This window comes from Schlesneria sp. (assembly GCF_036405755.1).
GTDB classification, from domain to species: domain Bacteria; phylum Planctomycetota; class Planctomycetia; order Planctomycetales; family Planctomycetaceae; genus Schlesneria; species Schlesneria sphaerica.
Genome location: NZ_DASWWZ010000745.1, coordinates 1 through 4,820, shown reverse-complemented (window position 1 = coordinate 4,820; position 4,820 = coordinate 1). Strand labels below are relative to the sequence as shown.

Sequence of the window (4,820 nt, the reverse complement as noted above, 5' to 3'; positions counted from 1 at the left end):
CGACCCGTTTGTCGGATGCTCCGGTCAACCACGTGGTCCATCCTCGTTTCGACGCTCCCGTGACGACAAACCCCTTGACGGGCGCGTTCCACTCTTTTTCTGCAAGCTGTTCGACACAGTCCATGGCTCGGATGGCACTTTTGACCATCGGGAACAGGAGCGGCCAGCGTTTATCACCTGTGGCGAGGTGGAAGAGGAAGGTGTCTGTGATCAGATCATCTTCCTTGCGGCCACCCAGCAGGGGTTGATTGGGGACCTGATGGACCATGGCGACCCGTGCCCCGCAAAGTTTCGCGATCAGCAGGCCCATCATGCGGTCACCATCGCTGGGCTTGTTCAGATTGCCCCCGCCGGTAATGAAGAGCAGCACATGGTCCTTGTGCTTCAGGTCGGCTGGCTCGTAGACCATCATCACGTGCTTCCAGGTCATATCCATCCAGGCCTGCGACGCGAGTTCGACGTCGTAGATCTTGCCCAGCGGATTCTCAATCTTTTCATTGAGCTTCCAGGCGAAGGTCTTGTCTGGCAGGTTCAGGTAATCCTGAAGCGGTGATGCGACCGGAGCAGGGGACGACTGGGCGAATGCCGTGCTGGCAAAAACCAGCATCAGGCAAGTCAAGCAGATCGGTCGAACAAATTTCATAGCGTCTCTTTGTTCTGAAGTGATTCAACTGGGACAGGAAGAATGATTGAAACAGTGTGTAGCAAGACTTTCAATGTCAGCCCGTGATTTCAGAAGACGAGGCAACAGGCCGAGCAGTGGGGTTATGCAATGCGAGTGAAGGTCTAGGGCTTCGCTCCTTTCGTCGATAGCTCAATTAACCCAATGTCATTTGACTCACCGGACACAACGGTCAGCTGGTGTTTGGATTTTTTGGGGTCGGCGTAGGCCCCTTTCAGTCTGTCTTTGGGCGGGATCCCCATTTCTTCCCAGACGAATGCGAGATTGTAGGTCCCTTCTGGCAGCCCGTCTCCGGCCTGATACATCGACATCGAGAAACGTCCCTCCGCGTCTGTTAAGGCGGTCAAGGGGTACTTGATCGTTTCTGTGCCGGGCTGGGGATGGCATTCGACAAGGAGGTTTTCCGCAGGTTCACCGTCGACTTCCACGATACCCGTCACCGGGGTGGTTTCGATTCGAGGCCCCCCTTGCTGAGCAGGCGCGCAGCCGGAAATCAGTCCTCCCAGAACCATCCACAAATAGATTTCAAATTTCCGTGTGTGCATTCCAGTTTCCGAGGCAAATCGTACTCAAAGAGTGACAAGTCGTCATAGGGCGGACTGCTGACAAAGCGAGTCCGTTAATTCCAGAGGCTCCCGACACCTTACATGTGGGGAGCCTCTGCCTGTGTGGGAGTACTCAGTGAACTCACCGGGAGTTTCCACTTTCTCATGCGTTGTCTCTGAAACGTTCTATCCCAGTTGATGATGGCCCTGGAGAGGGCACTCCATCGCGTTCAAGAACGCCAGGGGCCGTGGTTGAAGAACTGAATGTGGGGAGACTCCTGACGCGCCGCGTTGCGAATCTGTGTAACAAATCAGTCCTGCACTCATGCGGAGATTTTCTGTTCCACAATTAGAACTCGCCGATGATCTCGCCACCTCGGGCGGAGACCAGCCCGACCATCGTAATGCCGCTGATGTTCTGGCTCAGGAAACGGACTGACCCATCGCAGAGTAGGATCTGGGCTCCTCCCGTGTGCCAGGAGTAAAGTCCCGCGGAATATTCGGTAGGGCTGCCACTGCGAAAGTGAGCATTCGAGCAATTGATCGTACAGAGTCCCCGATCGCCGGAACCATCATAATTCCGCCCCGAGAGCTTCCACTGTCCATTGAACGGATCGACCCACGCCCCCGCGCCGAATGAAGCTTGCCAACCCGATTCCGGATCTGAGGTCGGAACCACCTGGCGGGCCCCTCGGTACAGAGTGTTCCGTCCGCAAAGTTCACCGACCATCATCGTGTTGGATGTTCCATCCGTGATGTCAGAGATTCGGCCCCCGGTGGGGATGTTGAGGACGTTCCCCGCGACCGCATTTCCGCCCACGGCCCAGCCATCCAGTGTGACCGAACCTGTCGTGTTGTAGACGATATCGACGAACTGTCGCTGGACCTGAATGGTGCTGATGTAGTCAATCGCCCCGGCACTCGTGAGGTTCCACGGAGCGGTTGAAAATGTTCCGACCACGTAGGGATTCTCATAAGAGATCTTGGTGCTTGATCGAGGTGTGGAAGGGCACAAGTATCCCGTAATGACTGTCTGACCGGCGGTAACATTGACAGGATCGAAGGCACTGTAGTTCTGGTTGTAGAGATTAAAGGTCGCGGCATGATCCATGTATGGCAGCACGGCCAATGACCAGACGGTTGAGCTAAGAGCGCCACTGTAACCCGTTGAGTTCATCAGCGACAAAAACACAGGAATTGGAAACCGTCCGTAAGTGCTCTCATAATTGGCCATGGCCAAGCCAATTTGTTTGAGGTTGTTTTTGCACTGTGTTCGTCGAGCCGCCTCCCGTGCCTGTTGAACCGCTGGTAAAAGTAAGGCAATTAAGACCGCAATGATGGCAATGACAACCAGCAATTCGATCAAAGTGAACCCACGCTGACGCTTATGTAGAGGCTTTTCTGACATTGAAATCCCTAAAGCTGAGAAGCAGTTTCGAAATCCATTTTGCATATGCGGTCGATGGAATTCTGCCTGTAAAACCAGATGCCACAGCAATTGCTCACAGGTTGTGAAATAACCTTGAAGGAATAATGCCGAGGACTGGTTTCGACGAACGTCAAACTAGTCAACTCTCGTGAAGTTTTGGTGAATGTTCGTGGAGAAAGAGAGGAATGAGTTTCAGTCACTTTATCGTAGGTGATCAGCTTCACCGCGACAATCCTGCGGCGTCGTCGAAAAAGAGGGCTTCAGTGGCTCATCGACGATGCCGACCGGCCGATTCCGACCAGGATTCCACGGTCTCAAGTCTTATTCCGCCACCAAAACGTGTTTGAACTATGTTCTCGTGACGAACGACATTGTGAGTGGGTCCCGCGTGACTTGAACGACGTGGGGGGCATGTTGGCTGAGCTTACACGGATGTGAATTCATCGGCACGAAATGGTGCAACTGCATTGTGTGGCATACCTGAAGACGTGTGATGCTTCCAGTTTCCTATTTCGTGCTGAGCTGAATTTCGCCCAAATCGACAGGGGCGTCGGCAACGGTCAGCTTAATTTCTGATTTTTCTGGATCAGAGTACTTACCTTTGAACTTGTCACCAGCGTAATTGCCGCCAATCAAATTGATCTGTCCCCACTGAAAGACGACTGCATAATCACCTTTAGGGGCTCCATCTGCATTCGGGCCACCTTCGTATGTACCGATGGTGAATTTCCCTTCGTCATCTGTGTATGCGGAGGGGACGATCACTTGTGATGTGCCCGCTTCGGGATCGGGACCGTTCACCCGAATCAGGCGAACTGCGACCATCGACTCGGGTTCACCGTCAATCAGCAGGGTCCCCGTTACTTTGCTCACCTTGTCGCGCACGACCCCTTTCGGTCCTCGCTCACACCCGATGAACCCGAGAAAGATTCCAAGTGTGACCATCATTAACAGGAATCGGTGCCCAACCATGAACCATGCCTCATCAAGTCAAAGCAGAACCGGGCAACCCCACCAGATGCAGGGTTGCCCTGAAAGATAACGAACGTACTGGAATTCGTCAGAATTCGCCGAGGATCTCTCCACGTTGGGCGGTGATAATTGACGCGATGATCAAAGCGGCAGTGTTCTCATTCACAAATCGAACTGCTCCATCAGCCATCAGAGTATGAGCTCCGCCGACATGAAAGGAATACATTCCTGAGTGGGCTCGGTTCGAACAGTTAATCGCGCACGGTCCACCGTCACCTAGAAGTTCACCGTTGTAGCCAGTTCCGTTAATCCAGATATCGCCCGAGAAAACGGCGTCAGCCCATGCTCCCCCTCCGCTAATCCCGATCGCAGCAGCTTCTGGATCGGAACTCCCAATCGCTTTGCCTCGACGATACAACGTGTTTCGAGCGGCGTTTTCGAAAATTAAAGCTGTGTTCGACGATCCATCAGTGATATTCGCGATTCGTCCGGGACGGCCACCACTGCTGTAACCCAGTTCGAACGGGCGGACCGATATAGACCAGGTCGCGTATCCGCTACGATCGCCCGTATACGACGTTCCCTGGTATGCCAGATTGCTGAAGACCCCTCTGACACCGGAAGGAACGAGGTAGTCAGAGGCTCCGCCGGTGAAGTTATAGGTCTGTGCAGTGCCGGGGTATCCGCTGGCGAGAACGGTCCCTGAAGGTATGGAGTATGTGGTCGTCGTGCCGTTGCGTGGTGTGGAGGGGCACACAAATGCTTTAAGAGGAGAGGCAATGGCTGACGCGTTAACAGGGTCATAGACGGATACGCCAACATTGTACAAATTAAACACTGGTGCTTGATCCAGGTATGGGAGAATGGATGTTCCCCATCCGATCGTCTGACCAAAACGCAATGAACCACTACTGACGTCGATACTAAGAATGGCTGGCAGCGGGAACTGGCCGTAGACGTCGTGGTAGTTGTGAAAAGCCAGGCCCATCTGCTTGAGATTGTTCTTGCATTGGGTGCGGCGCGCTGCTTCACGTGCCTGCTGCACGGCGGGTAGTAAAAGGGCGATCAGCACCGCGATGATGGCAATCACCACCAATAGCTCGATGAGTGTAAAACCACGTTTACGCTGGTTTGAAGTTTGAATGACCATAGAACGCACTCCTCGAAACAAGTTGGAAAATGACGAAGCCAA

5 protein-coding genes are annotated in these 4,820 nt (G+C 53.6%); all 5 read right to left on the bottom strand.

What is annotated here, in order from left to right:
• Window positions 1-643, bottom strand: a 643-nt coding sequence (locus VGE80_RS24505) for a PhoPQ-activated protein PqaA family protein (RefSeq protein WP_440594480.1), incomplete at its 3' end; no start/stop codon positions are given.
• A 143-nt stretch (window positions 644-786) separates the two neighbouring features.
• Window positions 787-1,227, bottom strand: a complete 441-nt coding sequence (locus VGE80_RS24500; protein WP_440594479.1) for a hypothetical protein — start codon at window positions 1,225-1,227, stop codon at window positions 787-789.
• 349 nt (window positions 1,228-1,576) lie between these two features.
• Window positions 1,577-2,635 (bottom strand): DUF1559 family PulG-like putative transporter, encoded by a 1,059-nt coding sequence (locus VGE80_RS24495; RefSeq protein ID WP_440594478.1) that lies wholly within the window; start codon window positions 2,633-2,635, stop codon window positions 1,577-1,579.
• A gap of 528 nt (window positions 2,636-3,163) precedes the next feature.
• Window positions 3,164-3,628 carry a hypothetical protein gene (locus VGE80_RS24490; RefSeq protein ID WP_397569206.1) on the bottom strand — a complete coding sequence of 155 codons (465 nt, stop codon included), beginning with the start codon at window positions 3,626-3,628 and terminating at the stop codon, window positions 3,164-3,166.
• 88 nt (window positions 3,629-3,716) lie between these two features.
• The gene (locus VGE80_RS24485; RefSeq protein ID WP_440594477.1) at window positions 3,717-4,778 is read right to left on the bottom strand and encodes a DUF1559 domain-containing protein; all 1,062 of its coding nucleotides are present in this window, start codon (window positions 4,776-4,778) and stop codon (window positions 3,717-3,719) included.
• Window positions 4,779-4,820 lie beyond the last annotated feature (42 nt).

Excerpts from the sequence above, each read along its gene's own strand:
- VGE80_RS24485 (WP_440594477.1), bottom strand. The coding sequence starts at position 4,778 with ATGGTCATTCAAACTTCAAACCAGCGTAAACGTGGTTTTACACTCATC.
- VGE80_RS24495 (WP_440594478.1), bottom strand. The coding sequence starts at position 2,635 with ATGTCAGAAAAGCCTCTACATAAGCGTCAGCGTGGGTTCACTTTGATC.
- VGE80_RS24490 (WP_397569206.1), bottom strand. The coding sequence starts at position 3,628 with ATGGTTGGGCACCGATTCCTGTTAATGATGGTCACACTTGGAATCTTT.
- VGE80_RS24500 (WP_440594479.1), bottom strand. The coding sequence starts at position 1,227 with ATGCACACACGGAAATTTGAAATCTATTTGTGGATGGTTCTGGGAGGA.